A 25777-nucleotide genomic window follows, 5' to 3' on the forward strand; every position below is an offset into this window, starting at 1 on the left:
CAGGCGCGCGCGATGAGCTTCGTCTCGGCAGCGGTGCTGCTGTTCCTGGTGATGGATCCGCTGGGCAACGTCCCCCTGTTCCTGTCGGCGCTCAGGCGCGTGCCCGCCGAGCGCCAGCGCGCGGTGATCCTGCGCGAGATGCTGATCGCGCTGGCAACGCTGCTGCTGTTCCTGTTCCTCGGCGGCCAGATGCTGCGCCTGCTCGGCCTGTCCGAACCGGCGCTGTCGGCGGCCGGCGGCATCATCCTGATGATCATCGCGCTGCGCATGGTGTTCCCCTCGCGCGAGCACTCGCTGCAGGAGGACGTCGCCGCCGAACCCTTCATCGTGCCGCTGGCCATCCCCTACATCGCCGGCCCCTCGGCGCTGGCCACGGTGCTGCTGTTGATGAGCCGCGAGCCCGGTCGCTGGATGGAGTGGACCGGCGCACTGCTGCTGGCCTGGGGCCTGTGCCTGCCGGTCATGCTCTCCAGCACGCGCCTGCGCACGCTGCTGGGCGAGCGCGGCCTCACCGCGATCGAGCGGCTCATGGGCCTGATCCTGGTCACCATCGCCGTCGAGATGCTGATGACCGGCGTGTCGCAGTGGTGGAGCCTGCACAAGTAACGATGCGGCGGGTATGCTGCCGCGCAACACCCGCCGGAGCGCGCCATGCAGATCAAGATCGAAATCGACGTCCGCCCCGATGAGCTGCGCCGCTTCCTCGGGCTGCCCGACGTCGCGGGCCTGCAGGACGACGTCATCGCCTTCGTGCGCGACAAGCTCGGTGCCGCCGGCGAGTTCGACGCATCGCACTTCCTGAAGACCAACATCGAGAGCCTGCGCCGGAATCCGGCGTGGCAGAAACTGGTCGCGCGCGTGAAGATCGCCGAGACGGTGGACGAGGTCGCGGCGGCCGCAGCACAGGCCGCCGCCGCACACGAGAAGCCCGGCAAGGTCTCGGCGAAGAAGCGCGGCCGCGGCCGCCGCCGGCCGGCGGGCTGAGCGTCCGGCCGATCAGGCGCGACTGTTGAGGTCGCGGATCAGCCCGCGCCAGAGCGCGCGGCGCACCATCTGGTCGCGGCGCCAGCGGTTGCGCGATTCCGGCAGCAGGTCGAACTGGTTGCGCAGCAGCTCGCCGAAATCCCGCGCCTGCCGGGCAACGCGCACGCGCTCGCCGATTGCCGCGAAATGCGCGCGCATCGCGCCGGCTTCATGTACCGCGATGAGGTGCAGGCCGCCGAACACCCGATCGAAATACTGATCCCGCCGTCGTCCCCGGCCGCGCGCGGGCGCGTGCTGAGCACTCTGTTCTGTCATGGCCATGTCGAAACACAAAAAGGGCCGAGGTATCCCCCCAGCCCCTTCGCAGCTTCATTGGTGAGACTCGCCCTCGGGACGGACCCGCGACGAGCGAAGTCGCCGTTGCGGATCAGGCAGCGGCCTTGGCCGCGGTCTTCTTCGCCTTGGTCGCGGTCTTGCGCACGGCCTTCTTGGCCGCCTTCACGACCGGCTTCTTGCCAGCGATCTTGGCGGTGATGCTGTCGTAGCCGCTGGCGAGGGTCTTGGCGAGCTGGTCACCGGTCTTGGTCACGGTCTTGACGGTCTCGGTGTAGGCGCCGACGACCGTGTCCTTGCCTTCCGGCAGGTAGGCGATCGGGTTGGCCGCGACCGCCTTGACGCCATCGGCCTTGGCCTTCTCGAGGCTGGCCTGGGCGAGTTCGATCAGCTCCTTGCCCGCAGCGACCTGCGTCTGCACGAGGGTCTGGACGCCATCGACGATGATCGCGTTGGCGGCCTTGAGCGTCTCGAAGCCGGCTTCGATCACTTCCTGGCCGCGGGTCACGACGACATCGGCACGGTTCTTGACATCGTTGACCAGGGTTTCGACGTTCATCTGCGTACTCCTTGAGTTTGCTGGTTGACAGTGGTGAGCGGTCGCTGCAGTGCAATGTTGCATTGCAGCATTTGTTGCGCCGCATCATATTGAGCGCGTCCCATCGTGTCAACGGCCCCACTCCCCGAGGCGACGAACGGTCGCGGCATCCATGCAGTGGCGGCACACCAATCCACAGTGCGCTGTGACCATTACGGTATCCTGTTGTGGTGAATCGACTTTTCCATCAGCTGCGGGAGCGCTTGTGGGATCCGCAGGCGATGACCGCCTACCCGGCGCGCCTCGTCGCCCTCGCCCGCTATGCGTTCGTGCTCGGACGCGATCTGATGGAAGGCCAGCTCAGCATGCGGGCGATGAGTCTGGTCTATACGACGCTGTTGTCGATCGTGCCCATGCTGGCGCTGGCCTTCTCCGTGCTCAAGGCACTGGGCGTGCACAACTCCCTGGAGCCGGTACTGCTCGAATTTCTCCATCCACTTGGCACCCAGGCCCAGACCCTGACCGACAATATCATCGGCTTCGTCGAGAACATTCGCGTGGGCGTCCTCGGCTCACTGGGCGTGGCGCTGCTGTTCTACGCCGCGTTGTCGATGATTCAGAAGGTGGAATCGGCGTTCAACCACATCTGGCGCATCGAACGACCCAGACCCCTGTCCCAGCGACTCGGCGAGTACTTTGCCGTGCTGACCATCGGCCCGGTCGCCGTGTTCGCCGCGCTGGGCATCACTGCGACCATCCTCAACAGCGCTCTGATGGCGCGCATCGCGTCGATCGAGCCGCTCGGACTCGTCGTCTTCCTCGGCACGCGGGCGCTGCCCTATCTGCTGATCATCGGCGCGTTTTCGTTCCTGTACAGCTTCGTGCCGAACACCCGCGTGCGCCTGCGTGCCGCTGTGTCGGGCGGCCTGTTCGCCGGCGTGCTCTGGCAGGCCGCCAGCACCGCTTTCGCTTCATTCGTCGCCACGGCGACCAATTACAACGCGATCTACTCGGGCTTCGCCATCGTGATCTTCCTGCTGATCTGGCTGTACGTCGGCTGGCTGGTCCTGCTGGTCGGCTGCCAGCTCGCCTTCTATATCCAGCATCCGGAGCACCTGAAACCGCGACGCACACCGGCGATGATGTCGGGCCGCGAAACGGAATACCTGGCGTTGATGATCATGGGTCTGGCCGGCCACCGCTTTCTGCGCGGAGAACCCGCCTACACCCAGGAAGAACTCGCCCTGGCACTCCACGCCGAGCCGGAGCACGTCGCCCGCGTGGTCGAGGTGCTGGTTTTCCACGGCCTGCTGACCGAGGCGGGCAGCGACCGCACGCAGTTGATCCCTGCCATGGACCTCGATTCGCTGCCGCTCGCCCGCCTGTGGCGCCTGGCCCGCGCCGGCGCCGCGACGCTGCCGCCCGCCACCGAGGCCCTCGCCCACGACACCAGGGCGCTGCTGGACTCCGCGGAGCAAGCCTTCGACCAGGCCAGTGGCCAGCTGTCGCTGCGTCAGTGGCTGACCCGGCGATAAGCCGAACCCGCCGGTTCGGCGCCACCGCCGCGCCCGCCTTCGCGCCGATACCCGGGCACGAGCGGAATCGGCCCGAGCCCGTCAACCGTCCCGGCCCCGTCGCGGACAAGATAAACCCCCGCGGGTGACCCGCGGGGGCTTGAACCACAACAGTACTGCCGCTCGGGTTATTCGGCCGTGGTGCGCACTTCCGCTCGGCGATTGAGCGCCCGGCCCTCGGCCGTCTCGTTCGTCGCCACCGGCTTGGACTCGCCGTAGGACGTCGTGTCGATACGGTCGGCGGCAACGCCCTTGCGGATCAGATACTGCTTGACCGCGTTGGCGCGGCGCTCGCCCAGCGCCATGTTGTAGCCATCGGTGCCGACCCAGTCGGTGTGGCCATCGACCTTGACGCGAACCTTCGCGTTCTGCTCGCCCAGCTCGTTGATGGTCTTGGCGGCTGCATCGAGATTGTTGGCAAAGCTCGGCTTGATATCGGACCGATCAAAGTCGAACAGCACGTCGGCAAAGCGACGCTCGACGCTCATCTTGACCGGTTCGGGCCTCTTCTCGGCTTCCGCCTTGCTCGTCGGAGCGGTCTCGACGACGCGATACGCGGTGGCAACACCGAAAGGAACGACCAAGCCGGCCCGCACGACCACGTCCTCCAGCTTGCTGGATGTGCCGATCAGCGTGTTGTCCAGCCAGCGATAACGGATGTCGTAGACGAACCCGAGCGCCGAGTTGCGGAACGGATAGGTCTGAAAACCGACGCCTGCGTCGAAAAACGGATTCGTGTCATCACCGATGCCGTCAATGGCCGTCTTGGTATAGCCCGCGCCGATGCCGACATACGGCGAGAACGCCCGGTTACGCGAGTAGTAGAAGAGAAAATCGGCCTTGAACGAATTCTCGCGCTGATCCTCGCCGCCATCCTTCCCCCCGAAGGTCTCGTGGTAGGCACTGAAATCGACGTTCAAATAACGCGTCAGCGGTACGCCGGCGCCCACGAAAAAGCCGATGCCGTCGTCCGCATTGCGGTCACCGTCGGCAAATGCATGTGAGTAACCGCCGTAAACGGTGAAGCGCGGATACATATCTTCGGCCGAAGCGGCAAACGGGACCGCCGTCAGAATCGCCGTACCCAGAAGGTAACCCCTCATCTTCATTTGTCGACCTCGTTGATTCTTGGATTCACACGCCGAAACGCAGCCGACCGCGGAGTCCATCCGTGGCACAGCACCCCAACATCGACCGATATCATATCGTCCGAGTTTTCATTTTGCACCACAGCCATGTTCGAGAGCTTCCTGCAGAGCTACCTGATCTTTCTCGCAAAGTCGGTCACCGTCGTCGTGGTGCTGCTGGCGGTCGTCACGATCCTGATCGGCGCTGTACGTCAGCTGAACTCGCTGCGCCCGCCGGAGCACCTGGAAGTTCGCAACCTGAACGACCGCTTTCGCGACATGGCCGACAGCCTGAGCGAGATGCTGCTGCCCGATGCCGAACTCAAGAAGCTGCACAAGCGCCGCAAGATCGATGCCAAGTCCCGGCACAAGGGGACCGCGCCGGAACGGCCGAGCGTTTACGTGCTCAACTTCAAGGGCGACCTGCACGCGCACGCGGTCGAGGAACTGCGCGAGGAGATCAGCGCCGTGCTCCAGGTCGCCAAGCCCGGCGACACCGTGCTGCTGCGCCTGGAAAGCGAGGGTGGGCTGGTCCATGCGTATGGCTTGGCGGCCTCGCAGCTCGCACGGATTCGCAGCCGTGGCATCGAGCTGGTCGCGGCCATCGACAAGGTGGCCGCCAGCGGCGGCTATCTGATGGCCTGCGTCGCCAGCCGCGTCATCGCCGCGCCCTTTGCGGTCGTCGGATCGATCGGCGTCGTCGGCCAGCTGCCGAACTTCAGCCGCCTGCTGCGCCGTCTTGACGTCGATTACGAGCTGCACACCGCCGGCGAGTTCAAGCGCACGCTGACCCTGTTTGGCGAGAACACGGAAGCCGCCCGCGCCAAGTTCCGCGAAGAACTGGAGGACACACACCGTCTGTTCAAGCAGTTCGTCGGCGAGCATCGCCCGCAACTCGAACTCGACAAGGTGGCCACCGGCGAACACTGGTTCGGCACCCGCGCCAAGGATTTGAAGCTGGTCGACGAACTGCAGACCAGCGACGACTACTTGCTGGAACGCGCGGACCACGCCGAGCTCATCGAGATCCGCTTCCACCGGCGCAAGCCGCTGTCCGAGCGACTCTCGCATGGCCTGGTCGGGCTGGGCACCGGCATCCGCCACGGACTGCAGGACAATCTTCGCACCCGCTGGCGCTGAGCCGCGCACGGGGCGATGATCGCCGCGCAACGTCCACCGGAGCACGAGATGAAACTGATCAGCCGCAGCTTCCGTCCCAACGGACCGATTCCCGGGCGCTGCGCCTTTGCGGTCCGCGCGCCCAAGGGACATGTGCGGCTCGCGGACAACCGCAATCCGCATCTGGCCTGGACCGCGGTCCCGGAAGGCACGCGCAGCTTCGTCCTGACCTGCATCGATGCCGACGCACCGACCCGGCCGGACGACGTCAACCGCGAGGGGCGGATCGTGCCGACGGAACTGCCGCGCGCGGAATTCGTGCACTGGCTGATGGTCGATATACCCCCCGGCGTCCGCGAGATCGCCGAGGGCAGCTGCTCGGACGGCGTCGCGCCGCGCGGCAGGACCGACCCGGCCGGACCGCCGGGCAGCCGCCAGGGGATCAACGACTACACCGGCTGGTTCAAGGGCGACGCGGCGATGGACGGCGTCTACCGTGGTTACGACGGCCCCTGTCCGCCCTGGAACGATGCGCGCGTGCACCACTATCGTTTCGAGATCCTCGCCACCGACCTGGAACACTGTCCGGTCGGAGACGCGTTCACGCTGGCCGACCTGGGCAAGGCACTGGCCGGCCACATCCTCGACCGCGCCAGCATCACCGGCCGCTACAGCCTCAACCCACGGATCCGGCTGCGCTGAAACTTGCCGCGACCGCCGCGGTCTTAGCGCCGCTGCCGGTCCGGCAGCCCCCTGGCGAACAAGGAACCCGATGTCCAAAGAACTTGCGATGAAGATCTTCGCGCCGCTGGCGGTATCCGCCTCGGTGCTGACCGCGGCCCTGATCATGTCCGGCGCACCGCCGGCGGTGCATGCCGACATCCCGATGGCCGTCCCCAGTCAGCAGGCCCTGCCGTCGCTGGCGCCGATGCTCAAGCAGGTGATGCCCGGCGTCGTCAACATCTCGGTCACCGGCGAGGTCAAGATCCAGAACCCGATGGGACCTTTCATGGACGACCCGTTCTTCCGCCGCTTCTTCGGCGTGCCGGACATGCCGCAGGAGCGCGAGTTCCAGTCGGTCGGCTCCGGCACGATCGTCGACGCGGCGAAAGGCTACGTGCTGACCAATGCGCACGTCGTCGAGAATGCCAAGCAGATCAAGGTCCGCCTCAACGACGACCGCGAGTTCGACGCCAAGCTCGTCGGCCGCGATCCCGACACCGACATCGCCGTGCTCAAGATCGATGCCGACAAGCTGATCCAGGTGCCGATGGCCAACTCGGACGCCCTCGAAGTCGGCGATTTCGTCGTGGCGATCGGCTCACCGTTCAACCTGCGCCAGACCGTCACCAGCGGCATCGTCAGCGCGCTCGGCCGCACCGGCGTCAGCGACGGCTACGCCGACTTCATCCAGACGGATGCTTCGATCAACCCGGGCAACTCCGGCGGCGCGCTGGTCAACCTGCGCGGCGAGCTGGTCGGCGTTCCGTCGATGATCTACTCGCGCTCCGGCGGCAACATCGGCATCGGCTTCGCGATTCCGTCGAATCTGGCGAAGAACATCATGACGCAGCTGATCGAGACCGGCGAAGTCAAGCGCGGCCGCATCGGCATCACCGGCCAGGATCTGACGCCGGATCTGGCCAAGGCCTTCGACCTCAAGGACACGCGCGGCGCCATCGTCACCCGCGTGCTGCCCAAGTCACCGGCGGAAAAAGCCGGCATCAAGGCCGAGGACATCATTCTCGAAGCCAATGGCAAGCCGCTGGAAAGCTTCGCCCAGCTGCGCAACATCGTCGGCCTGCTGCGTGTCGGCGACAAGGTCGAACTCAAGCTCCTGCGCGAAGGCAAGCCACGCAAGGTGTCGGTGGTGATCGGCAAGGACGACGAAGCGGCATCGACCGGCGACGACCTGCACCCGCGACTCGCCGGCGCCACGTTCGCACCGGTGGACGACAGCGCCAAGACCAATGGCATCGACAGCGGCATCGTCGTGCAGTCGGTGCAGCAGGGTTCGCCGGCAGCGGCAGCGGGCCTGCGCCAGGGCGACGTCATCCTGTCGGTCAACCGCAAGCAGGTCACGACGATGGAGGAATTCCGCGCGCTGGCGAAGGGCAAGGGCCAGCTCCTGCTGCGCGTGCGCCGCGGCCAGGGCGCGTTCTTCCTGCTGCTGCAGTGAGGTAGCTCCAGCGCGGAGTTGCCAGAGGCGCCGGCAGACATTGCCGGCGCCTCCTTTTTGCTGGAAACTGCCGTGCATGATCGACGCTGAAATCCAGCAACTCGAAGAGCGCATCCAGCGGCTGCTGGCCGCCTACCGCCAGGCGCGCCTGGAGCAGAAGCGCGCCCTGCAGGAACGCGATCGCCTGCTCGCGCTCAACGCGGAGCTGCGGCGGCGCATCGAGGGCATCGTCGAGCGCGTGCGTTCGCTCGAGTCGGAGCAGCAGGCGTGAGCCGCAAGACAGAAGACGACGCCCTGAGCGTGACCGTGCGCATCATGGGCAAGGAATACAGCGTCGTCTGCCCGCCGGAAGAGCACGAGGCGCTGGTGAAATCGGCGGACTATCTCAACGAGCGCATGACCAGCATCCGCCGCCGCGGCAAGGCGCTCGGCACCGAGAAGATCGCGGTGATGGCGGCGCTCAACATCGCCCGCGAGCTGCTCGAGCTCAAGGGCGTCGAAGGGGTCGCCAGCGTCAATCCGGAAGCGGTGCAGCGCCTGCGCCAGCTGTCACTGGACATCGACTCGTCGCTGTCGCTGGAATGACACCGCCGACCGACGGACGGTGAACGGGCGACGCGGCAGCGATGAAGGGCCGATGGTATGCTCTCCGACGTGTCTCCTGCGGTGTTCGACAGCTGGTCTGGAACCCCTTGAGCCTATTTGTTAACCCCGGGAGCCTTACTCCAGCCGGGCGTGCAGGCCCACCCCGCAGTGGGAAGCCCGATGGCCGGACGCAGCACCCACTTGAGACTCTGTCTCAAGGTCGATGACCGGATGACGGCACAGGCGGGAGACACACTCGAATCCAAGCGCGCGCTGCGCCGCGAACTGCGGTCGCGGCGCGCGGCCGTTCCGGCCGCCGTTCGCGCCGCAGCGGCGCGGCGTGCGATGCGCAGCCTCGGGCGCCTGCGGGTCTGGAAGCGCGCACATTGCATCGCCCTGTACCTCGCCTGCGGCGCGGAACTGCCGACGGTGCCGTTGATCGAATGCGCGTGGTCGCTGGGCAAACGTGTTTACGTACCACGCGTCGGTCGCCGCGGCGAGATGCGCTTCGTCGAATTGCGGCGCGGCATGCGCCTGCATCGCAACCGCTATGGCATCGCCGAACCGGTGACAGCCGATCGCGGACTGCGTGCGGCACGGATCGACCTGCTGGTCGCACCGCTGCTGGGCTTCGATGCGCGCGGTTACCGGCTCGGCATGGGCGGCGGGTACTACGACCGCTTTCTCGCCCGGCGCAGGCACCGGCGCCCGGTGTGCCTGGGCTGGGCGCTGGCAGCACAACAAGTGGACGTCATCCCGCACGATCCCTGGGACCGGCGCCTCGACGGTATCGTCACTGAAAAAGGATTGATATGGCCTACTGGCTGATGAAATCGGAGCCGGACTGCTTTTCAATCGACGATCTGGCCAGGCGTCCGGATCAAACCTCGGGCTGGGACGGCGTGCGCAACTATCAGGTGCGCAACATGTTCCGCGACCAGATGAAGCCCGGCGACCAGGCGTTCTTCTATCACTCCAGCTGCGCCGAACCGGGCATCGTCGGCATCATGCGCATCGTCTCCGGCGCCTATCCCGATCCGACCCAGTTCGACCCCCAGGCCGACCACTATGACCCGAAGTCGAAACGCGAAGAACCGCGCTGGCTGCAGGTCGATGTCAGGTTCGAGAAAAAACTGAAGACTCCGGTGACGCTGGCGACACTGCGCGCGCACGAAAAGCAGCTCGCCGGCCTGCTGATCCTGCAACCCGGCAGCCGCCTCTCGGTCACGCCGGTGCGCGAGGACCATTGGCACTACATCCTCGGCTTGTCGCGCTGAGCCTCGCGCATTGCTTGGCTCAAACGTGCCGGAACGCGCCGCCGTTTTGCGAAAGCGGTCACATCTTCACCCGCGTCGGCATAGATGAAACATCACGCCCCCTATCTAGGGGGCGCCATTCGGGTTCTGCCGGTTCATAGTGCGTCGCAGAGGCATTCGCTTGTAAAGCGTCACCTCGCGCTGCGGCGTCCATGGGAGGGGCGGACGACCGCAAGCCTTGCAGTGCAGCCCCATGCCGTCCCGCCGCAGTCGACTCGGGCCTCGACGGCAGGATGGAACGCTCAAGCGCAGAGGCCAGGGAAGGAGCAGACCCCGTGAACACCCTCATCCGCAAACGTATTTCCAGCCTGCTTCTGGGCATGGGCCTGATCGCCCTGTCCGGAATGGCAGGCGCCGACGACCTCGTCGCTACCGGCGGCGACAGCGCTCTCGAACCGGCCGCATCGACCACTTTCAACATCACGCTGGTGGCGGTGCACGAGAGCAACGCCGACCAGAACAACACCTGCAACATCGACCCCGATCCGAACACCAGCACGCCGTTCCACGTCGTCGCGTCGGTGACGAGCAGTGACCCCGGCGTGGCGAGCGTGGCGCCGGACAGCCTCGACTTCGAGTATTGCGGACAGACGTTGCCGATCGAGATCACGGCCGGTGCGACCTGCGGCACGGCGACGATCTCGGTCGTTTACGACGCCGAGGCGAGCAAGCTGCGCTATCCGAGCGCGGGACCGCAGAAGGTGACCGTCAGCGACAGCACGATCCTGGTCACGGTGCAGGGCGAATCCTGCGGCGGCGGTGGCGGCAACACCATTTGCGCGCAGCCGGCCGCACCGGCGTGGGCCGCAGCGATTCTCCAGGCGAACGGCATCAAGCCGAAGCTGGGACGTCCGAACCTAATCAGCGAGGTTGCGCAGCACATGACCGAAGGTGCCACTTTCGACGGCGTCGCGAAGTCGGATCAGGCCGCGTACAGCCAGGCGGTCTATGACTACCTCAAGGCGCGAGTGAACCTGAACAAGACCACCGGCCCCGCCGACGCCGCGCGTCCGGGCTGGAGTTGCTCGACGTTCTGAGTTCGAACCGCTGCCCGGGCAGCTTCGACAGCGCCGGCGCGTGTTACGCGCACCGGCGCTGTTTTCATTTCACCGCGTACCCAGAAACAACTCGTAGGCCGGATTGTCGCTCTCCTCGGCGTACTCATAGCCCAGCGCATCAAGCGCGCTGCGGCACTCGGCCCATTCCTTCTTCGGTACCTGCAGGCCGCACAGCACGCGGCCGTAGGCGGCACCGTGGTTGCGGTAGTGGAACAGCGAGATGTTCCAGCGCGAACCGATCGCGTTGAGAAAATCCAGCGCGGCGCCGGGGCGCTCCGGAAACTCGAAGCGGAACAGGCGTTCGTTGGCCAGGCCCGGGCAGCGGCCACCGACCATGAAGCGCACGTGCTCCTTGGCCATGTCGTTGCCGGTCATGTCCACGACCGGATAGCCGTGTACGCGCAGGCCCTCGATCAGCGCCACGCGCTGCTCGTGGCCATCGCCGAGCTTGATGCCGACGAAGACGTGCGCCGCCTGGTTCGAGGCATAGCGGTAGTTGAACTCGGTGACCGCGCGCCGGCCGATCTGGCGCAGGAACTTCTTGAACGATCCCGGTTGCTCGGGAATCGTCACCGCGAGCAGCACCTCGGCCTCGTCGCCCAATTCGGCGCGCTCTGCAATGTGGCGCAGGCGGTCGAAATTCAGGTTGGCGCCCGAGACAATGGCGGCCAGCGACAGGTTCTTCGCGTTCTGCTCATGCACCCAGCGCTTCAGACCCGCCAGCGCGAGCGCGCCGGCCGGCTCCGGGATCGCCCGGTTCTCGTAGAACACGTCGCGCGTCGCCGCGCAGATCTCGTCCACGCTGACCAGCACGCAGCCGTCCACGAGGTGCCGCGCGATGCGGAAGTTCTCCTCGCCGACCTGCTTGACGGCGACGCCGTCGGCGAACAGCCCGACCTGCGGCAGCACCACGCGGCGGCCGGCGCGCATCGCCGCCTCGAAGCAGTTGGAGTCTTCGGGCTCGACGGCGATCACCTTCGTGCCCGGCCGCACCGCCTTGATCCACGCGGCGACGCCGGCCAGCAGGCCGCCGCCGCCGACCGGCACGAACACCGCATCGAGGTGACCGCACTGTTCCAGCAGTTCGCGGCCGATCGTGCCCTGGCCGGCGATCACGTCCGCGTCGTCGTAGGGATGCACCATCGTCATGCCCTTGTCCGCGGCCAGTGCCAGCGCGTGCTCGCGGGCGTCGTCGTAGGCATCGCCGTGCAGGATCGCCTTGCCGCCGAAGCCGCGCACGGCATCGACCTTGACCTGCGGCGTCGTGCGCGGCATGACGATCCACGCGGTCAGGCCGAACTTCTTCGCCGCCAGCGCGACGCCCTGCGCGTGATTGCCGGCCGAAGCGGTGATTACACCGCGCGCGCGCTCGGCCTCGGTCAACTGGGCGATGCGGTTGTAGGCACCGCGCAGCTTGAACGAGTGCACCGGCTGTAGGTCCTCGCGCTTGAGCAGCACGCGGTTGTCCAGGCGCTGGCTCAGCCTGGGCGCCTCGTCCAGCGGCGAGACGACGGCGACGTCATAGACGCGCGCCGCTTCGATGCGCGCGCGATAGCCGTCGAGCAACCGGGACAGGTCGTGGGCGGCCTTGGGCCGTGTCGTCGCGTTCAAATTGGCACCCGCTGTGGATCAGGCAACCCGCCGCTGGCAGGCGGTCGGACTGCCAAGTGAGCTTGCGGGCGCGATGCCCTATCATACCGCGCACTTTTGCCCGTCCCTGTCATCCGAATGTCCGAGGTCATCGCCTTTGTCGGCGGCGGCAACATGGCCGCCAGCCTGATCGGCGGCCTGCTCGCCGCCGGCCGGCCGGCCGCGAGCCTGCGCGTCGCCGAAATCAGCGACGTGCGCCGCGACTGGCTGGCGCGTGAATTCGGCGTCGCCGTCCATGCCGACGCAATGCAGGCCGCTGCCGATGCCGACGCGGTGGTACTGGCGGTCAAGCCACAGCATATGCGTGCGGTGTGCGCCGGGCTGTCGCTCAAGCCCGGCGCGGTCGTCGTGTCGATTGCCGCCGGCATCCGCCTCGACAGCCTGCGCCGCTGGCTCGGCGACTCGGTCCATTACGTCCGCTGCATGCCGAATACCCCGGCGCTGCTGCGCGCGGGGATCACCGGGCTGTACGCACCGCCGCAGACACCGGTCGGGGCGCGCCAGCTCGCCGGCGACATCCTCGCCGCCGCCGGCGAATGCGTCTGGCTCGACTCGGAGGCACAGATGGACGCGGTCACCGCGCTGTCCGGCTCCGGGCCCGCCTACTACTTCCTGCTCACCGAGGTGCTGCGCGACGCCGGCGTGAAGCTCGGGCTCTCGGAGGACACGGCCGCACGCCTGGCCCGCCAGACTTTCATCGGTGCGGCGCGCATGGCCGAAGGTGACACCGATGTCGCCGAGCTGCGCGCACGCGTGACGTCCAAGGGCGGCACGACCGAAGCCGCGGTCAGCCACCTGGAAGCGGCCGGACTGCGGGGCATCTTCACGGGTGCGCTGACCGCCGCGGCCCGGCGCGGCGCGGAACTCGGCGATCAGCTGGACGCAGAGACCTGAACATGGGCGCCAACGCTTCCAACGCGATGCTGTTCCTGGTGACGACGCTGTTCGACCTGGCGTTGTGGGTCTTTCTGCTGCGCGTGATCCTGCAGTGGGTGCGCGCCGACTTCTACAACCCGATCTCGCAACTGATCTGGAAGGCCACGCGCTATCCGACCGACTGGCTGCGCCGTTTCGTTCCATCCGCCGGCAACCTCAACCTGGCCGCCGGCCTGGTCGTCGCCGCGCTCACGCTGGCCTACGTCTACACCGTTGTCGGGCTGCTCGGATTCAGCGTCACCACCCTGTCTGCGTTGTGGTTCGCCGCACTCAAGCTGCTGGTGGTGGTCGTCAACCTGTACACCTTCACGATCTTCGTGCAGGCGATCCTGTCGTGGCTCGGACCCGGCGTGAACAACCCCGCCAGCAACATCCTGTGGAGCATGAACGAGCCGCTGCTGCGGCCGGCGCGGCGCGTTCTGTCGCCGCTGTCGGGCCTCGACCTGTCGCCGCTGATCGTGATCCTGCTGCTGCAGGTACTGAACCGCTTGCTGCCCTTGCCGGGCATCTTCCGTTGAGGCCGATGAGCGGACCGGGCTTTCCTGCCGATTCGGTCGGTCTGGTCGCGCCGCGGCGCGTCCCCATCGCGCAGCCGATCACGCTGGACTGCGGGCGCACGCTGCCTCGGCACGAATTGATAGTCGAGACCTACGGCACGCTCAACGCGGCGCGCAGCAACGCCGTGCTGATCTGCCATGCGCTGTCCGGCGACCACCATGCCGCCGGCTACCACGACGGGCAGGATCGCAAGCCTGGCTGGTGGGACAACTGCATCGGCCCCGGCAAGCCGATCGACACGCGCCGCTTCTTCGTCGTGTCGCTGAACAATCTCGGCGGCTGCAAGGGTTCGACCGGACCGAACACGCTCAATCCCGATACCGGCAGGCCCTACGGCCCGGACTTTCCGCTGCTGACGGTACGTGACTGGGTGCGCTCGCAGGCGCTGCTCGCGGATGCGCTGGGCATCGAGCGCTGGGCAGCGGTCGTCGGTGGCAGTCTCGGTGGCATGCAGGTCATGCAGTGGGCGATCGACTATCCGCAGCGCATCGCCCACGCGCTGGTGATCGCCGCCGCGCCCAAGCTGTCGGCGCAGAACATCGCGTTCAACGAGATCGCGCGCCAGGCGATCCTGTCCGATCCGAACTTCCATGGCGGCCGCTTCTACGATTACGGCGTGGTGCCCACGCACGGCCTCAAGCTGGCACGCATGCTCGGCCACATCACCTACCTGTCGGACGAGGCGATGCGCGCCAAGTTCGGTCGCCTGCAGCGCGTCAACCAGTTCAACTTCAACTTCGAGGTCGAGTTCGAGGTCGAAAGCTACCTGCGCTACCAAGGCCAGTCCTTCGTCGATCGCTTCGACGCCAACACCTACCTGCTGATGACCAAGGCGCTGGATTACTTCGATCCGGCGCGCGAGTACGGCGACGATCTGGTCACCGCGTTCCGCCGCGCGAGCGCGCGCTTCCTGGTCGTGGCGTTTTCCAGCGACTGGCGCTTCTCGCCGGCGCGCTCGCGCGAGATCGTGCGCGCGTTGGTGCGCGCCGGCCGCGACGTGTCCTACGCGCTGGTCGAATCGCAACTCGGTCACGACGATTTCCTGATGCCGATCCCGCAGTACCACACCGTGCTGCGCAACTATCTGGACCGCGTCGCACGCGAGGCCGGCACATGACGAATGCGTTCCGCGACCTGCGCCCCGACCTCGCGCCGATCTGTGAGTGGATCCGCCCCGGCGCGCGCATCCTCGATCTGGGCTGCGGCGACGGCACGCTGCTGACCTGGCTGGCGCAGCACCAGAACGTCACCGGCTACGGTCTGGAGATCGATCCGGACAAGGTCGCGCGCTGTGTCGCGGCAGGCGTCAATGTCATCCAGGCCGACCTCGACGACGGCCTGCGCGACTTCGAGGACGGCTCCTTCGACTACGTGGTCATGACGCAGGCGCTGCAGGCGTTGCAGCGGCCGGACGCCGCGCTCGCCGAAATCCTGCGCGTCGGCCGCGTCGGCATCGTCACTTTCCCCAACTTCGGCCACTGGCGCGTGCGCGCCGCGCTCGCCGCCGGGCGCATGCCGGTGACACCGACCCTGCCGGAGCGCTGGTACGACACGCCCAACATTCATCTGTGCACGGTGGACGATTTCGAGGACCTGTGCCGCCAGCGTGGCTGGACGATACTCAGCCGCCGTCTGCTCGACCGCTCGCACCAGGAAGGCACGCGCATCCGCCTCGCCCCCAACCTGTTCTGCGAAGTCGCGCTCTACATGCTTCAGGCGCCCGGCCCCCGGGCGTCCGGGCCGCGCGCGCCGGAGCGGCGCCCATGAGATGGTGGTCCGCCCTCGTGCTCGCCGGTGGCATCGCACTGTCGGCGCACGCCGAGCAGTACGTGGACGCGGGGCGCTACCGCGTTCACTACGCCACGATCAACACCACGCAGCTCACGCCGGAGGTCGCCCGCCAGTTCGGCGTCGAGCGCAGTGGCGGACGCATCCTGCTGGTGCTCAACACCCAGCAGGCCGATGAGAACGGCCGCTTCCAGTCAGTGCCGGCCACCGCGAGCGGCACTGCGAGCACCCTGCTCGGTCACGTGCAGACGCTGGCGCTGCGGCCGGTGCGCGAGGCCGAGGTCCACTACGTGATCGCCCCGTTCGACACGCTCGACGGCGAATACATGACCATCGATGTGCGCGTCCTGCCCAGCGGCGCCAACGCGCCGATCCGGATCCAGTTCAGACAGCAGTTCTACCGCGACTGAAGGATCTCGGCGACCTGCCGGTCCTTGGCCGCCCACAGCTCGGCGATCCACGTGTGGAAGCGGGCACGGAACGCCGGATCGGTTTCGTAGTCGCCGGTGTACAGCTCGTGCGGAATCCTGATCTGGCGGACATCGACGACGACCTTGCGCACCCGACCGGCGAGAAAATCCCAGAAGCCCCTGGCGCCCTCCGGATAGACGATGGTCACATCGAGCAGGGAGTTGAGCTGCTCGCCGAGTGCCGACAGCGTGAACGCGAAGCCGCCGGATTTTGGTTTGAGCAGGTGTGTATAAGGCGAACCCTGCTTGACGTGCTTGGCCACCGTGAAGCGCGTGCCTTCGAGGAAGTTCAGGATCATCACCGGCTGGTTGCGGTAGTGCTCGCAGGCCTTGCGCGTCGTCTCCAGATCCTGCCCGCGCAGCGCCGGGTTCTTCTCGATCTGCTCCTTGGTGTGACGTTTCATGAACGGGTAGTCGAGTCCCCACCAGGCCAGGCCCAGCACCGGCACCCAGATCAGCTCCTGCTTGATGAAGAACTTGAAGAACGGCGCCTTGCGGCCGAAGGCCTTCATCAGCACGAAGATGTCGTTCCACGACTGGTGATTGGCACAGACCAGATACTGCCCCTTGGGGTCGAGCTGCGCGTCCACGTGGATGTCCCAGTCGATGCGCATCAGCAGATCGACCAGCGCGACATTGACCATGGCCCAATTCTGCGCCAGCCAGGCGACCAGGCGCGACACCGCGTCGCGCGCGGCGCCGCGCGGCGCGAGCAGCTTGAGCAGGATGGCCGCGTACACCGGCACCGCCCAGATCAGGGTGTTGACGATCAGCAGCACCATCATCACGGCGCCGTGCAGCGGTGCGGGCAGGAAACTCAGCATCGGGTCGTTCCGTCAATGGGTGTCGGGACCGGCAGGCGCCCGCTCGTGCCCCGACCAGTGGATGTGCACGATCTTCCAGCCATCGCTGCCGCGGCGCAGCACCATCGTCTCGGTATTCTCGAGATCGAGCTTCGCGCCCAGGAACTCACCGGCATTGCGCGACTGCGTCAGGACCACGGCGATGTCGCCGGTCACGGTCGCCTCGCTGTGGATCACTTCGCGCTTGACCTGCGCGGCGTAGAGCAAATCGTTGTCGAGATGAGCGCCGGCATAGTTGTCGCGGTCCACATCGACGTAGCCGGTCTCGAAGATCACCACGCGCGGATCCACCAGCCGCAGCACGCCCTCGCGGTAGCCCTCGGCCAGCGCGCGGTGGAAGTCCTCGACGACCGCGCGCGCCGTCGCTGCATCATCGCCCTGTGCCGGCTCCGCCGCGGCGACGGCGCCCGCATGCACGACCGCGGCCACCGCACCGGCCAACCATCCGCTCCACATCTTCATCCACGCTCTCCGTTGGCGACACTGCTGAGACGACGCTGGCCGTTCTGGTCGTACACCTCGATGACACCGAATTCGCTGTCCGGCAAGCGCACCAGTGCGCAGGGACTGGTGAGCATCTGCGTGGTCATCGCACCGGGCGCAGGCGCGAAGAAGGTCGCCTGGATCCGCAGCACGGCTCCGGACTGCCGTGCCCGCCGACTCACCGCCAGACCGTAACCGCCGGTCGTGCGCTGCCCCATCTCGATCAGCGCGTAGCGCCCCGGTTCCAGCGGCTCGCTCAGGCGCACTGCGATGCCGGCGCGCTGCAGCCAGTCGCGCACCGCGTCCGCCGAGTCGAGCAGCCGCACGCCCGGCTCGGCGCCGCACAGCTGCGCGCGCGCGACCTCGAACACCTCGACCCGCTCACCGCGCTCGAACCAGCGGCCGATGCCGCAGGCCGACAGCGCCGCGGCGGTCATGCCGGCCACCACCGTCCAGAACGTCCTCATGCTGTTCCCTGGGCCGACAGCGCCGCGTCTTCGAGAATCATGTCCGCGGCCTTCTCGGCGATCATCGTCGTCGGCGCATTGGTGTTGCCGCCGACCAGAGTGGGCATGATAGACGCATCGACCACGCGCAGTGCGGCCAGACCGTGCACGCGCAGCCGCGCATCGACCACCGCCAGCGCGTCGCTGCCCATCTTGCAAGTGCCGACCGGATGGTAGAGCGTCTCGGCGTGCTCGCGCAGCCAGGCGCGCAGCTCGTCGTCGGTCTGCAAGGCGGCGCCCGGCTCCAGTTCCTCGCCGTTGTGTGGCGCGAACGCCGGCTGGGCGAAGATCTCGCGCGCCTTGCGGATCGCCGCGACCAGCTTGTCCAGATCGCGCGGATCTTCGAAATGCCGGGGATCGATCTCGGGTGCCGCGAGCGGGTCCGCGCTGGCGAGCCGGATCTCGCCACGCGAGCGCGGGCGCAGGTCGCAGGCCAGTATCGAATGCGCATAGCCCTTGAACAGCGGGCGCAGGTCGAGTCCGTGATGCGCGTTGCCCAGCGGGACGAAGTGGAACTGCAGGTCCGGCACCGGCTCCGCCGGATCGGACTTGAGGAAGCCTCCTGCCTCGGCGATGTTGCTGGTCAGCTCGCCGCGCCGGCCGAACAGGTAGAGCAGCAGTGCCTTGAGCGAGCGCAGCGCCGACAGCGGATGGAACGAGAATCCCAGCCGCGTGCGGCTGCGCATCGAGACGAAGGCGTCGAGATGGTCCTGCAGGTTCTTGCCGACCCCCGGCAGCACATGCACCCGTCCGATCGCGTGGCGGCGCAGCTCTTCCTCGGGGCCGACGCCGGACAGCATCAGCAGCTGCGGCGAGCCGATCGCGCCGGCACTCAGGATCACTTCGCGCCGCGCCAGCACCTCGCGATACACGCCATCGACGAAGTAGCGCACGCCGACCGCACGCAGGCCGTCGAACAGGATCCGCGTCGCCCGCACACCGGTCATCACCGTGAGGTTGCGCCGACCTTCGGCCGGGCGCAGGTAGGCGCGCGCGTTGCTGCAGCGTTCGCCGCCGCGCTGGGCGACATGGTAGTAGCCCATCCCCTCCTGCTCGCGGCCGTTGAAGTCCGCGTTCATCGCGTGCCCGGACTGCTGTGCGGCCTGCAGGTAGGTGGCCGACAACGGATTGGGCTGGATCAGCCGCGCGACGTTCAGCGGCCCGCCCTGCCCGTGCCAGTCGTCCGCACCGGGCTCGAAGTTTTCCAGCCTCTTGAAGTAAGGCAGGACGTCGCGGTAGCTCCAGCCGGCGTTGCCCAGTTCGGCCCAGTGGTCGTAGTCCCAGGCGTGGCCGCGGATGTAGCACATGGCGTTGATCGACGAACTGCCGCCGAGCGTGCGCCCGCGCGGCCAGTACAGTCGCCGGTTGCCCATCAGCGGCTGCGGCACGGTCCAGAATTTCCAGTTGTAGGTGTCCGACCGCAACATCGCGATCACGCCCGCCGGCATGCGGATCAGCGGGCTCGTGTCGCGCGGCCCCGCTTCCAGCAGACAGACCTGGTGGCGGCCACTGGCGCTGAGCCGGTTGGCGAGCACGCAGCCCGCCGAGCCGCCGCCGACAATCACATAGTCGTACATGAACTCCCCTGCGCAGATCCCCCCGCGCGGATGCTAACTTAGGCGCATGAACCCTGCCGCGGAAACGCCGGTGCCGCTGCTGCGACTCGACGGCGACAGCGTGCTCGATGCCCTCGTCGCCGACCGCGTCCTGAGCCCCGATCAGGCACGTGCGCTGCGTGGCGAGCTGCGCGGCCTGGCGCCGCGCAAGCTCCTGCCGGCGATCGCGGCGCACAGCCTGCCGGATGCGCGCACGCCGGGCAGCGCGCTCACGCTGGATGCACTGAGCCAGTGGCTGGCGCAGCGCAGCGGCCTCCCCTACCAGCGCATCGACCCCCTGCAGATCGACGTGGCGCGCGTCACCGCGGTCCTGCCCTATCCCTACGCGGCACGCGCCGGCATCCTGCCGCTGAAACTGACTCCGGCCGAGCTGGTGATCGCCGTCGCCGATCCCTTCGACCGCGGCTGGGAAACCGACATCGCCCGGCTGGTCAAGCAACCCGTGCAGCGGGTGGTCGCCAGCGTCGCCGACATCGAACGCTACTTGGTGGAGTTCTATGCGCTGGCGCGCTCGGTGAAATCGGCGGAGAGCGAACGCCGGCGTGCCCCGGGCGGCGACCTGCAGAATCTCGAACAGCTGACCGAGCTGGGCCGCCGCGGCAGCCTCAGTGCCGACGACCAGCACATCGTCGCGGTCGTTGACTGGCTGCTGCAGTATGCCTTCGAGCAGCGCGCATCCGACATCCACCTGGAACCGCGGCGCGACATCGCCCAGGTGCGCTTCCGCATCGACGGCGTGCTGCACGAGGTCTATCAGCTGCCGGCCGGCATCTACGCGGCGGTGTCGAGCCGCATCAAGATCCTGGCGCGCATGGATGTGGCGGAGAAGCGGCGGCCGCAGGACGGACGCATCAAGACGCGCACGCCGGGCGGCAAGGAGATCGAGCTGCGCGTGTCGAGCCTGCCGACGGCGTTCGGCGAGAAGATCGTGCTGCGCGTCTTCGACCCGGAGGTGCTGGTCAAGGACTTCCCGGCGCTGGGGTTCACCGGACAGGACGTCACCCGCTGGCGGGAACTGATCCGCCAGCCGCACGGCATCATCCTGGTCACCGGTCCGACCGGGTCCGGCAAGACGACGACGCTGTACTCGACGCTCAAGCAACTGGCGACCCCGCAGGTCAACGTCTGCACGATCGAGGACCCGATCGAGCTGGTCGAACCGGCCTTCAACCAGATGCAGGTCCAGCCCGGCATCGACCTCGGCTTCGCCACCGGCATCCGTGCGCTGATGCGGCAGGACCCGGACATCATCATGGTCGGCGAGATCCGCGACCTGGAGACCGCAGAGGTCGCGGTGCAGGCGGCACTGACCGGCCATCTGGTGCTGTCGACGGTCCACACCAACGACGCACCGTCCGCGATCACCCGCCTGCTCGACCTCGGTGTGCCGCCCTACCTGCTCAAGGCGACGCTGCTGGGCGTGGTCGCGCAGCGCCTGGTGCGCACCCTGTGCCCGCACTGCAAGACGCCGCGGCCGGTCGATCCGGGCGCCTGGAAGGAGCTCACCGCCGGCTGGACGCTCACCGCCCCGCCGCAGCTGTTCGCCGCCAACGGCTGCCTGGAATGCCGTGAAACCGGCTTCCTCGGACGCATCGGCATCTACGAGATGATGGTCCTGTCGCCCGCGCTGAAGGCCCTGATCCGCAGCGACGCCGACCCGGCGCGCCTGCGCGAGACGGCGATCCGCGAGGGCATGCTGCCGCTGCGCATCGCCGGCGCGCAGAAGGTGGCCTTGGGGGTGACCACGTTCGACGAGGTCCTCAAGGTCGCACCACCGCCACTGCGGACGGCCGGCTGAGTCTTGAAAACCGCGGACCCAGCCCTAGATTGAGGGCACAGTCACCTGGTCCCGCAAGGAGGTCCCATGAGCATCACCCGTTATGAACCCTGGGCGCTCCACCGCGAGCTGCTCAACGAAGTCAACCGCCTGTTCGAACGCACCACCGACGCGTCCAGCGCCGCGACTGCGGACTGGGTGCCGCCGGTCGATATCGAGGAGTACGCCGACCGGTTCGTGCTGCACGCCGACGTGCCGGGCATCGAACCGTCGAGCATCGAGATCACGCTGGAGAAGGGCGTCCTGACCCTTTCCGGCACACGCGAGCAGGCCGTCGAACAGAACGGCGTCGAGCGTCGCCGCAGCGAACGTGCCAGCGGCAAGTTCCTGCGCCGCTTCGTTCTCCCCGACACCGTCGATGCCGACAGCGTCTCCGCGAGTGGCAAGAACGGCGTGCTGGAAGTCGTCATCCCCAAGCGTCCGCAGGCCCAGCCCCGCAAGATCGCGGTGACGCATTGAAGCGGTGAAAAATATCGGGGCGCGCAAGCGCCCCGATTCGTTTAGAGTCCCCGGTCGTCCTTCCGGATCCGATCAAGCGATGCAATACAAGGATTACTACAAGATTCTCGGCGTCTCCCGCGGCGCCACGTCCGACGAGATCAAGCGCGCCTACCGCAAGCTCGCGCGCGAATATCACCCGGACAAGAACAAAGCCAAGGGCGCGGAGGACAAGTTCAAGGAGATCAACGAGGCCAACGAGGTGCTGAGCGACCCGCAGAAGCGCAAGGCCTACGACGCGCTGGGAGCGAACTGGAAGGCCGGCCAGCAGTTCACCCCGCCGCCCGGCTGGGACATGGGCTTCGGGCACGCCGGCGGCCGCGGACGCGGTCGTGGCACCGAGGACTTCGGCGGCTTTTCCGACTTCTTCTCGCAGCTGTTCGGCGGCATGGGCGGCATGGGTGCCGGCATGCGCGGCGGCGGCTTCGGCGGGTTCGCGGAGAGTGCGCCGGCCGACACGCGCGCGCGGCTGGTCATCACCCTGGAAGACTCGTACAGCGGCGCGCAGAAACAGATCAGCGTCGGCAACCGCCAGCTCACCGTGCGCATCCCCAAGGGCATTACCGGCGGCAAGACGATCCGCCTCGCCAAACAGGGCGAAGACGGGGGCGATCTGCTGCTGGAGATCGAGTTCGCCCGGCACCCGCTGTTCGAAGTCGAGAACTCAGACATCTACCACACGCTCAAGGTCGCCCCCTGGGAGATCGCGCTCGGCGCCAAGGTGCCGGTGCCGACGCTGGGCGGCACGGTGGAACTGGCACTACCGGCGAACAGCCAGAGCGGGCGCAAGATGCGTCTCAAGGGACGCGGCCTGCCCGGCCCAGTGCCGGGCGACCAGTACGTGACGCTGCAGATCGTCACACCGCCGGCGACGACCGACGAGCAACACGCCTACTACGCCGACATGCCCAAGCGCTTTCCCGGTTTTGATCCACGTCAACAGTAAACCGAATTCGCGCGTGCCAAACTCCGTGCGGACGCGCCGCGGAGGAAGCCAATGTCACGTCAATCGGTCCTGGTCTGGGACCTGCCCACACGGGTGTTCCACTGGCTGCTGGCGCTGTGCTTCATCGGTGCCTATGCGCTCGCGGAGCAGGACGACTGGCGCCTGGTCCACGCGACGCTCGGCTTCACCTTCGGCGCACTGATCCTGTTCCGCGCCGTCTGGGGCCTGGTCGGCAGCCGCCACGCGCGCTTCTCCAGTTTCCACTACGGTCCGTCCGCGGTGTGGTCCTACCTGCGCGGGCTGGCCCGCGGCGAGCCACAGCACTACACCGGCCACAACCCGGCCGGCAGCTGGGCGATCTACGCCCTGCTGGCGCTCGGCCTCGGCACGGCACTGAGCGGCTATGCGCACCTCCACGAGCTCGGCGGCGAGTTCGTCGGAGAACTCCACGAAGTGCTCGGCAACGCAACGCTCGCGCTCGCCGTGATCCACGTTCTCGGTGTGATCGTCAGCAGCGCGCTGCACCGCGAGAATCTGGCGCGCGGCATGATCACCGGGCACAAGCTCGGCGAGCCCGGCGAGGCCATCGAGCGGCCGCACCCGCTGCTCGGCGCGGCACTGCTGGCGGCCGTACTCGCGTTCTGGGTCAACGCCTTGGGCATCCGCGACGCCGTCCTCGGCAGCGCACAGCAATTCGCCGAGCGCGCCGCCGAGAAATCAGAGCACCACTGAGCGGCGCCTACTGTGTCTCGCGGTGGTAGCGCGTCGCGATCTCGACCTCGTTCTTCGAGCCGAGAAACACCGCCACGCGCTGGTGCAGCTTCGATGGCGCGATGTCGAGGATGCGGTCATAGCCGTTGGTCGCCGCGCCGCCGGCCTGCTCGACGATGAAGGCCATCGGATTGGCCTCGTACATCAGGCGCAGCTTGCCCGGCTTGTCCGGTTCCTTGAGATCGCGCGGATAGATGAAGATGCCGCCCCGCGTGAGGATGCGATGCACGTCCGCGACCATCGACGCCACCCAGCGCATGTTGAAATCCTTGCCGCGCGGCCCGGTCTTGCCGGCGAGCAGCTCGTCGATATAGCGCCGCATCGGCGGATGCCAGTGCCGCAGGTTCGACATGTTGACCGCGAACTCCTTCGTGTCGCCCGGAATCCGCATGTCGCGCTGGGTCATCACGAAACTGCCCTGTTCACGGTCCAGCGTGAATGCGTGCGTGCCGTGGCCCACCGTCAGCACCAGCATCGTGCTTGGCCCGTAAACGGTGTAACCCGCAGCGACCTGCGTCTTGCCGGGCTGCAGGAAATGCTCGTCGTTCGGCTCGGTGACACCGTCGGGGCAGCGCAGAACCGAGAAGATCGTGCCGACGCTGACGTTCACGTCGATGTTGCTGGAGCCATCGAGCGGATCGAACAGCAGCAGGTAATTGCCTTTTGGATAGACGTTGGGGATGGGCTGGCAGTGATCCATCTCCTCCGATGCGAGACCGGCCAGATGACCGCCCCACTCGTTGGCCTCGATCAGGATCTCGTTCGACAGCACATCCAGCTTCTTCTGCACCTCGCCCTGGATGTTGTCGGTACCGGCGTCGCCGAGCACACCGCCGAGCGCCCCCTTGCTCACCGCGTGGGCGATCGACTTGCACGCCCGCGCCACCACCTCGATCAACAGACGCAGATCGCCGTTGATGCGCCCCGCCCGCTGCTCCTCGATCAGATAGCGGGTCAGGGACACGCCCTTGCTACCGTTCACCGCCCTACCCGAAATCACCTGCGACATAGGCCCTCCACGGCGTCATGGACGCGCATTTTCCGGGCTGGATGCACGAATGCAAGCGATCCACACACCTGACCCGAGGCGCCAGCGTAGCGACCCTGGCGAGTACTGCCGTTCGGCCTGACGACAGAGTATCGTCTTCACAGCGAACTGGAACACGGGACGCCGACATCCACCGTCACGATGTTGCGCGGTTCATCCCCGCGTGCGCGGGGAACACGCCAGTAGTGCCGCCAGTAGTGCCGCCACTGCCGGTTCATCCCCGCGTGCGCGGGGAACACGCCCAGCGCACCACCCGCAGGTAGCGCTCGGTCGGTTCATCCCCACGTGCGCGGGGAACACTGCAGTCGCCGGATTGGCTGCAGGCGCTGGCACGCTTCGATACCCGCGTGACGGCGCACGCGCCGTGGTTCGAGAAGCTGCGCGCGGAGCTGCTGCAGGCGTTCGATGACGACGAGGGCGCGGAAGCCGACGGCGACAAGCCGGGCGGCGGGGGCGGCGCGGCAGACGAGGGATAGCGGCAGCGCGCCGACGGTCGCCAGCACTGCCGGTGGCGACCGTCGGCGAGATACAATCCGCGCAGAGGCAAACGAGGCGGACCGTCGCGGCGGCGGAAAGCGGTTCAAGACCGCGATCGCCGCGATGCGGTGGCTGGAGCGTGTGCGCTAGAATGGCCGCAGGGGTGACAACTATGTCCACGACTCGAATCCGCAAAGTCCGTAAACATGAAGCGAAGCGCGCGCACGTGACGCTGCCGAACCCGCACATCCGGGAAAGCCAGCTGAACAAGACCGGCGTGACGCTGACGGCGCGAGAGTATCGGCGAGTGAAGGCGTCCGTAGAGCGGATCAACCGCGGCGAGTTCGTTGAGTACGCAAGCGTGCAGGACGCAATTGCAGACCTGTGCGGCAATGCGAAAAATTAGGTTCTTCACCCGATTCCGGGGAACGCTGCGCGGATTTTGAGGAAGAAGTAGTGGTCGTCGCGGAAGCCGTAGGCCATGCGCTTGATGACCTTGATCTTGTTGTTGATGCCC

Annotated in this window: 32 protein-coding genes and 1 other RNA gene; 23 read left to right on the top strand and 10 right to left on the bottom strand. The window is 67.2% G+C overall.

Annotated features, from left to right (window positions below; genetic code table 11):
• Positions 1-12 precede the first annotated feature (12 nt).
• Together AAG565_RS09925 and AAG565_RS09930 are read left to right on the top strand one after the other, a co-directional pair.
• Positions 13-606, top strand: a complete 594-nt coding sequence (locus AAG565_RS09925; protein WP_348819432.1) for a MarC family protein — start codon at positions 13-15, stop codon at positions 604-606.
• A 45-nt stretch (positions 607-651) separates the two neighbouring features.
• Entirely contained in the window at positions 652-984 is a 333-nt protein-coding gene (locus tag AAG565_RS09930) for a hypothetical protein (protein ID WP_348819433.1), read from the top strand.
• Between the two features lie 12 nt (positions 985-996).
• Here AAG565_RS09930 and AAG565_RS09935 read toward each other — a convergent pair whose 3' ends face one another.
• Together AAG565_RS09935 and AAG565_RS09940 are read right to left on the bottom strand one after the other, a co-directional pair.
• Positions 997-1305 carry a hypothetical protein gene (locus tag AAG565_RS09935; RefSeq protein ID WP_348819434.1) on the bottom strand — a complete coding sequence of 103 codons (309 nt, stop codon included), beginning with the start codon at positions 1303-1305 and terminating at the stop codon, positions 997-999.
• A 106-nt stretch (positions 1306-1411) separates the two neighbouring features.
• On the bottom strand, positions 1412-1876 hold the full coding sequence (locus AAG565_RS09940; RefSeq protein ID WP_348819435.1) for a phasin family protein: 465 nt from the start codon (positions 1874-1876) through the stop codon (positions 1412-1414).
• 260 nt (positions 1877-2136) lie between these two features.
• On the opposite strand from AAG565_RS09940, the gene AAG565_RS09945 reads away from it, so the two are divergent.
• Complete coding sequence (locus tag AAG565_RS09945) at positions 2137-3390, top strand: YihY/virulence factor BrkB family protein (RefSeq protein ID WP_348819436.1); 1254 nt, start codon at positions 2137-2139, stop codon at positions 3388-3390.
• Positions 3391-3557: 167 nt separating this feature from the next.
• On the opposite strand, the gene AAG565_RS09950 is transcribed toward AAG565_RS09945, so the two are convergent.
• Positions 3558-4538 (bottom strand): OmpA family protein, encoded by a 981-nt coding sequence (locus AAG565_RS09950; protein ID WP_348819437.1) that lies wholly within the window; start codon positions 4536-4538, stop codon positions 3558-3560.
• 126 nt (positions 4539-4664) lie between these two features.
• Between AAG565_RS09950 and sohB the strand changes: the two genes are divergently transcribed.
• The 9 genes from sohB to AAG565_RS09995 all read left to right on the top strand — a co-directional run bounded on the left by sohB (position 4665) and on the right by AAG565_RS09995 (position 10792).
• Entirely contained in the window at positions 4665-5696 is a 1032-nt protein-coding gene (sohB, locus tag AAG565_RS09955) for a protease SohB (RefSeq protein WP_348819438.1), read from the top strand.
• A 48-nt stretch (positions 5697-5744) separates the two neighbouring features.
• Positions 5745-6377, top strand: a complete 633-nt coding sequence (locus tag AAG565_RS09960; RefSeq protein WP_348819439.1) for a YbhB/YbcL family Raf kinase inhibitor-like protein — start codon at positions 5745-5747, stop codon at positions 6375-6377.
• A gap of 70 nt (positions 6378-6447) precedes the next feature.
• On the top strand, positions 6448-7854 hold the full coding sequence (locus AAG565_RS09965) for a DegQ family serine endoprotease (protein ID WP_348819440.1): 1407 nt from the start codon (positions 6448-6450) through the stop codon (positions 7852-7854).
• A 76-nt stretch (positions 7855-7930) separates the two neighbouring features.
• A complete protein-coding gene (locus AAG565_RS09970) occupies positions 7931-8125 on the top strand; it encodes a hypothetical protein (protein WP_348819441.1) in 195 nt (64 codons plus the stop codon).
• Positions 8122-8439 carry a cell division protein ZapA gene (locus tag AAG565_RS09975; protein WP_348819442.1) on the top strand — a complete coding sequence of 106 codons (318 nt, stop codon included), beginning with the start codon at positions 8122-8124 and terminating at the stop codon, positions 8437-8439. Before AAG565_RS09970 ends, AAG565_RS09975 begins: the two co-directional genes overlap by 4 nt.
• Before the next feature lie 70 nt (positions 8440-8509).
• Positions 8510-8693, top strand: a non-coding RNA gene (gene ssrS / locus AAG565_RS09980) — 6S RNA.
• A gap of 19 nt (positions 8694-8712) precedes the next feature.
• Positions 8713-9267, top strand: a complete 555-nt coding sequence (locus AAG565_RS09985) for a 5-formyltetrahydrofolate cyclo-ligase (RefSeq protein ID WP_348819460.1) — start codon at positions 8713-8715, stop codon at positions 9265-9267.
• Complete coding sequence (locus AAG565_RS09990) at positions 9252-9716, top strand: EVE domain-containing protein (RefSeq protein ID WP_348819443.1); 465 nt, start codon at positions 9252-9254, stop codon at positions 9714-9716. The genes AAG565_RS09985 and AAG565_RS09990 overlap by 16 nt, the downstream gene beginning before the upstream one ends.
• Positions 9717-10030: 314 nt before the next feature.
• Entirely contained in the window at positions 10031-10792 is a 762-nt protein-coding gene (locus AAG565_RS09995) for a hypothetical protein (protein ID WP_348819444.1), read from the top strand.
• Positions 10793-10861: 69 nt separating this feature from the next.
• On the opposite strand, the gene ilvA is transcribed toward AAG565_RS09995, so the two are convergent.
• Complete coding sequence (gene ilvA, locus AAG565_RS10000; RefSeq protein WP_348819461.1) at positions 10862-12379, bottom strand: threonine ammonia-lyase, biosynthetic; 1518 nt, start codon at positions 12377-12379, stop codon at positions 10862-10864.
• Between the two features lie 162 nt (positions 12380-12541).
• On the opposite strand from ilvA, the gene proC reads away from it, so the two are divergent.
• Genes proC through AAG565_RS10025 form a run of 5 tightly spaced genes read left to right on the top strand, consistent with a single transcriptional unit; the run spans position 12542 to position 16155 of the window.
• Positions 12542-13357, top strand: a complete 816-nt coding sequence (gene proC, locus AAG565_RS10005) for a pyrroline-5-carboxylate reductase (protein ID WP_348819445.1) — start codon at positions 12542-12544, stop codon at positions 13355-13357.
• Between the two features lie 2 nt (positions 13358-13359).
• Positions 13360-13917 carry a YggT family protein gene (locus AAG565_RS10010; RefSeq protein WP_348819446.1) on the top strand — a complete coding sequence of 186 codons (558 nt, stop codon included), beginning with the start codon at positions 13360-13362 and terminating at the stop codon, positions 13915-13917.
• A 5-nt stretch (positions 13918-13922) separates the two neighbouring features.
• Positions 13923-15074: a homoserine O-acetyltransferase gene (locus AAG565_RS10015; RefSeq protein ID WP_348819447.1), complete on the top strand. Its 1152-nt coding sequence runs from the start codon at positions 13923-13925 to the stop codon at positions 15072-15074.
• A 17-nt stretch (positions 15075-15091) separates the two neighbouring features.
• Positions 15092-15724, top strand: coding sequence for a methionine biosynthesis protein MetW (gene metW, locus AAG565_RS10020; protein WP_348819462.1), 633 nt, complete (start codon positions 15092-15094; stop codon positions 15722-15724).
• Complete coding sequence (locus tag AAG565_RS10025; RefSeq protein ID WP_348819448.1) at positions 15721-16155, top strand: DUF4426 domain-containing protein; 435 nt, start codon at positions 15721-15723, stop codon at positions 16153-16155. Before metW ends, AAG565_RS10025 begins: the two co-directional genes overlap by 4 nt.
• On the opposite strand, the gene AAG565_RS10030 is transcribed toward AAG565_RS10025, so the two are convergent.
• The 4 genes from AAG565_RS10030 to AAG565_RS10045 are packed head-to-tail and all read right to left on the bottom strand — an operon-like array spanning position 16143 to position 19644.
• Complete coding sequence (locus AAG565_RS10030) at positions 16143-17039, bottom strand: acyltransferase (RefSeq protein ID WP_348819449.1); 897 nt, start codon at positions 17037-17039, stop codon at positions 16143-16145. The two genes, AAG565_RS10025 and AAG565_RS10030, sit on opposite strands and share 13 nt — an antisense overlap.
• Before the next feature lie 12 nt (positions 17040-17051).
• Positions 17052-17540: a nuclear transport factor 2 family protein gene (locus tag AAG565_RS10035; RefSeq protein WP_348819450.1), complete on the bottom strand. Its 489-nt coding sequence runs from the start codon at positions 17538-17540 to the stop codon at positions 17052-17054.
• A complete protein-coding gene (locus AAG565_RS10040; RefSeq protein ID WP_348819451.1) occupies positions 17537-18028 on the bottom strand; it encodes a protease complex subunit PrcB family protein in 492 nt (163 codons plus the stop codon). Before AAG565_RS10040 ends, AAG565_RS10035 begins: the two co-directional genes overlap by 4 nt.
• Positions 18025-19644: a choline dehydrogenase gene (locus tag AAG565_RS10045; RefSeq protein ID WP_348819452.1), complete on the bottom strand. Its 1620-nt coding sequence runs from the start codon at positions 19642-19644 to the stop codon at positions 18025-18027. Before AAG565_RS10045 ends, AAG565_RS10040 begins: the two co-directional genes overlap by 4 nt.
• A gap of 46 nt (positions 19645-19690) precedes the next feature.
• Here AAG565_RS10045 and AAG565_RS10050 point away from each other — a divergent pair, with 46 nt between their 5' ends.
• The 4 genes from AAG565_RS10050 to AAG565_RS10065 all read left to right on the top strand — a co-directional run bounded on the left by AAG565_RS10050 (position 19691) and on the right by AAG565_RS10065 (position 23696).
• A complete protein-coding gene (locus AAG565_RS10050; protein ID WP_348819453.1) occupies positions 19691-21481 on the top strand; it encodes an ATPase, T2SS/T4P/T4SS family in 1791 nt (596 codons plus the stop codon).
• 66 nt (positions 21482-21547) lie between these two features.
• Positions 21548-21979: an Hsp20/alpha crystallin family protein gene (locus tag AAG565_RS10055; RefSeq protein ID WP_348819454.1), complete on the top strand. Its 432-nt coding sequence runs from the start codon at positions 21548-21550 to the stop codon at positions 21977-21979.
• Between the two features lie 79 nt (positions 21980-22058).
• Positions 22059-22964 carry a DnaJ C-terminal domain-containing protein gene (locus tag AAG565_RS10060; protein ID WP_348819455.1) on the top strand — a complete coding sequence of 302 codons (906 nt, stop codon included), beginning with the start codon at positions 22059-22061 and terminating at the stop codon, positions 22962-22964.
• Between the two features lie 51 nt (positions 22965-23015).
• On the top strand, positions 23016-23696 hold the full coding sequence (locus AAG565_RS10065; protein ID WP_348819456.1) for a cytochrome b/b6 domain-containing protein: 681 nt from the start codon (positions 23016-23018) through the stop codon (positions 23694-23696).
• A 7-nt stretch (positions 23697-23703) separates the two neighbouring features.
• On the opposite strand, the gene AAG565_RS10070 is transcribed toward AAG565_RS10065, so the two are convergent.
• Entirely contained in the window at positions 23704-24717 is a 1014-nt protein-coding gene (locus AAG565_RS10070; protein WP_348819457.1) for a class 1 fructose-bisphosphatase, read from the bottom strand.
• Positions 24718-25130: 413 nt separating this feature from the next.
• On the opposite strand from AAG565_RS10070, the gene AAG565_RS10075 reads away from it, so the two are divergent.
• Complete coding sequence (locus AAG565_RS10075; protein ID WP_348819458.1) at positions 25131-25259, top strand: hypothetical protein; 129 nt, start codon at positions 25131-25133, stop codon at positions 25257-25259.
• 173 nt (positions 25260-25432) lie between these two features.
• Positions 25433-25666, top strand: a complete 234-nt coding sequence (locus AAG565_RS10080) for a hypothetical protein (RefSeq protein ID WP_348819459.1) — start codon at positions 25433-25435, stop codon at positions 25664-25666.
• 5 nt (positions 25667-25671) lie between these two features.
• Here the strand turns inward: AAG565_RS10080 and AAG565_RS10085 are convergent.
• A partial coding sequence (locus AAG565_RS10085; RefSeq protein ID WP_348818138.1) for a transposase occupies positions 25672-25777 on the bottom strand: 106 nt, incomplete at its 5' end.

The organism is Fontimonas sp. SYSU GA230001 (genome assembly GCF_040066175.1).
In the GTDB taxonomy this organism is placed as follows: domain Bacteria; phylum Pseudomonadota; class Gammaproteobacteria; order Nevskiales; family Nevskiaceae; genus Solimonas.

Excerpts from the sequence above, each read along its gene's own strand:
- AAG565_RS09925 (WP_348819432.1), top strand. The coding sequence starts at position 13 with ATGAGCTTCGTCTCGGCAGCGGTGCTGCTGTTCCTGGTGATGGATCCG.
- AAG565_RS09930 (WP_348819433.1), top strand. The coding sequence starts at position 652 with ATGCAGATCAAGATCGAAATCGACGTCCGCCCCGATGAGCTGCGCCGC.
- AAG565_RS09935 (WP_348819434.1), bottom strand. The coding sequence starts at position 1,305 with ATGGCCATGACAGAACAGAGTGCTCAGCACGCGCCCGCGCGCGGCCGG.
- AAG565_RS09940 (WP_348819435.1), bottom strand. The coding sequence starts at position 1,876 with ATGAACGTCGAAACCCTGGTCAACGATGTCAAGAACCGTGCCGATGTC.
- AAG565_RS09945 (WP_348819436.1), top strand. The coding sequence starts at position 2,137 with ATGACCGCCTACCCGGCGCGCCTCGTCGCCCTCGCCCGCTATGCGTTC.
- AAG565_RS09950 (WP_348819437.1), bottom strand. The coding sequence starts at position 4,538 with ATGAAGATGAGGGGTTACCTTCTGGGTACGGCGATTCTGACGGCGGTC.
- sohB (WP_348819438.1), top strand. The coding sequence starts at position 4,665 with ATGTTCGAGAGCTTCCTGCAGAGCTACCTGATCTTTCTCGCAAAGTCG.
- AAG565_RS09960 (WP_348819439.1), top strand. The coding sequence starts at position 5,745 with ATGAAACTGATCAGCCGCAGCTTCCGTCCCAACGGACCGATTCCCGGG.
- AAG565_RS09965 (WP_348819440.1), top strand. The coding sequence starts at position 6,448 with ATGTCCAAAGAACTTGCGATGAAGATCTTCGCGCCGCTGGCGGTATCC.
- AAG565_RS09970 (WP_348819441.1), top strand. The coding sequence starts at position 7,931 with ATGATCGACGCTGAAATCCAGCAACTCGAAGAGCGCATCCAGCGGCTG.
- AAG565_RS09990 (WP_348819443.1), top strand. The coding sequence starts at position 9,252 with ATGGCCTACTGGCTGATGAAATCGGAGCCGGACTGCTTTTCAATCGAC.
- proC (WP_348819445.1), top strand. The coding sequence starts at position 12,542 with ATGTCCGAGGTCATCGCCTTTGTCGGCGGCGGCAACATGGCCGCCAGC.
- AAG565_RS10010 (WP_348819446.1), top strand. The coding sequence starts at position 13,360 with ATGGGCGCCAACGCTTCCAACGCGATGCTGTTCCTGGTGACGACGCTG.
- AAG565_RS10015 (WP_348819447.1), top strand. The coding sequence starts at position 13,923 with ATGAGCGGACCGGGCTTTCCTGCCGATTCGGTCGGTCTGGTCGCGCCG.
- AAG565_RS10025 (WP_348819448.1), top strand. The coding sequence starts at position 15,721 with ATGAGATGGTGGTCCGCCCTCGTGCTCGCCGGTGGCATCGCACTGTCG.
- AAG565_RS10030 (WP_348819449.1), bottom strand. The coding sequence starts at position 17,039 with ATGCTGAGTTTCCTGCCCGCACCGCTGCACGGCGCCGTGATGATGGTG.
- AAG565_RS10035 (WP_348819450.1), bottom strand. The coding sequence starts at position 17,540 with ATGAAGATGTGGAGCGGATGGTTGGCCGGTGCGGTGGCCGCGGTCGTG.
- AAG565_RS10040 (WP_348819451.1), bottom strand. The coding sequence starts at position 18,028 with ATGAGGACGTTCTGGACGGTGGTGGCCGGCATGACCGCCGCGGCGCTG.
- AAG565_RS10045 (WP_348819452.1), bottom strand. The coding sequence starts at position 19,644 with ATGTACGACTATGTGATTGTCGGCGGCGGCTCGGCGGGCTGCGTGCTC.
- AAG565_RS10050 (WP_348819453.1), top strand. The coding sequence starts at position 19,691 with ATGAACCCTGCCGCGGAAACGCCGGTGCCGCTGCTGCGACTCGACGGC.
- AAG565_RS10055 (WP_348819454.1), top strand. The coding sequence starts at position 21,548 with ATGAGCATCACCCGTTATGAACCCTGGGCGCTCCACCGCGAGCTGCTC.
- AAG565_RS10060 (WP_348819455.1), top strand. The coding sequence starts at position 22,059 with ATGCAATACAAGGATTACTACAAGATTCTCGGCGTCTCCCGCGGCGCC.
- AAG565_RS10065 (WP_348819456.1), top strand. The coding sequence starts at position 23,016 with ATGTCACGTCAATCGGTCCTGGTCTGGGACCTGCCCACACGGGTGTTC.
- AAG565_RS10080 (WP_348819459.1), top strand. The coding sequence starts at position 25,433 with ATGTCCACGACTCGAATCCGCAAAGTCCGTAAACATGAAGCGAAGCGC.